The organism is Acetobacter syzygii, from assembly GCF_000964225.1.
Taxonomy (GTDB): Bacteria; Pseudomonadota; Alphaproteobacteria; order Acetobacterales; family Acetobacteraceae; genus Acetobacter; species Acetobacter syzygii.
Map to the genome: position 1 here is coordinate 1 of NZ_BAMZ01000038.1, position 1,436 is coordinate 1,436.

The window sequence follows — 1,436 nt, forward strand, 5'->3', positions numbered from 1 at the left end:
AACTTCGATACGGGTTGTCTGCACATGGGTGGAAGCCTGAGCAGCTTCTGCCACGATCTGACGTGCACGTGCGGTCAGGACAGATTTGTCCCAGTCGAAGAACACGAGGTAGGAACGTGCGGGCAGCGGAGCCGGAGCAGCAACAACCGGAGCGGGCGGCGGCGGCGGGGGAGCCGTGTCGAACGCATAGCGCAGGCCCAGAATGAACTGGTGGTTGAAGCGGTGGTCAAAACCGGTGTTACCAGCGTACTGCTTGCCGCCACCATTAGCTGTGTAATGGAATGCGCCATCCATGAAGGAGCCGGGCTGGCCGATCATGCGGTATTCGGTTGTAACCTGGAAACCCGGGATGCCCGTGTCATAAGCTGCACCGACGATGCCCTGGTAGGCAAAACCACCATTGGTGCCACCAATGCGGCGTGAGCCAGCGTTGTTAGCGTATGTGGTGGTGATCGGGTTGTAATGCTGCCACAGGTAACCGGCACCAACACCAACAAACGGAGTTACAGGGGCATCAATGCCGAACTGCTTCAGGTCAATGTCATACAGAACGTTGACAAAACCGCCGTAGGACTGGTCGGAACCGCGGGTACGGCCCGGCAGGGTGCCACCCGGATTGTGGTCGATGTTGGAGTAGTTGTACACGCCTTCGAGTTCAGCGCGCAGACCGTTGCCAAAGCCCCAGCCAAATGCACCAAAGCCAGTAAAGCCGGTGTTATGACGAAGCTGGGAAGAGGTGCCGCCCGGAGGCGCTTCACCAGGAGCTGCTGCAAAATGTGCGTGCTGGTTCTGAACCAGATTATAACCGCCAGCTATGTTGACGTAAGGTCCTGTAATAGTGGTGGCTGATGCGGCCGCCGGAGCCGCAGCTATTAATGTGGTTGCTAGTAACGCCGAGCGGAGACGCATTGTAAGGTCCTCAATATTTTCATCTGTTAAACTTGCCTGCCAACCATGTGGAGGGCAAGGCATTCTAGATGTCTAAGAGCTATATAGGGCAGGAGGTTTCAAAATGGGAACCTTTAGTAGAGGTCTCAATCTATTGTTTTGAGAGTAGTGTTTTATTTGCAACAGTTGGGGGTGCGTGGGCGGTAAGCACCGTAAAGCAAAAAGTTCAGGCATGAAGTGTTTGGATGCTTTGTTTAAAAAAAGCTTAACAGCGCCATCTCTTCTTGCAACGCTTGCCGCGACTCTTGGGAAAACCGGTCTTTATTGGCTGTTTTCTATCGCTGCACATAACATACGGAACGCGGCGGCTGCCACTAACTGAGGTGTTAGCGGGGAGTAAAAGGCGGTTTTTCCGTTAAAAATAACAAAGTCAGAGAGTATGGGGGCGGAAGGTTCCCTCAGAAAATGAAAAATATTTATGATGCTGTGGTTTGTCGGGCAGGCATAAAAAAAGGAGGTGCCGTGAGGCACCTCCTTTAATTGTTCCG

Annotated in this window: 2 protein-coding genes; both read right to left on the bottom strand. The window is 53.3% G+C overall.

Annotation, left to right across the window (positions count from 1 at the left end):
- Positions 1-909 (bottom strand): outer membrane protein (locus Absy_RS11360; RefSeq protein ID WP_048854881.1); only part of this gene is annotated, 909 nt, incomplete at its 3' end.
- A 300-nt stretch (positions 910-1,209) separates the two neighbouring features.
- A partial coding sequence (locus Absy_RS12650) for a hypothetical protein (RefSeq protein ID WP_219810138.1) occupies positions 1,210-1,436 on the bottom strand: 227 nt, incomplete at its 5' end.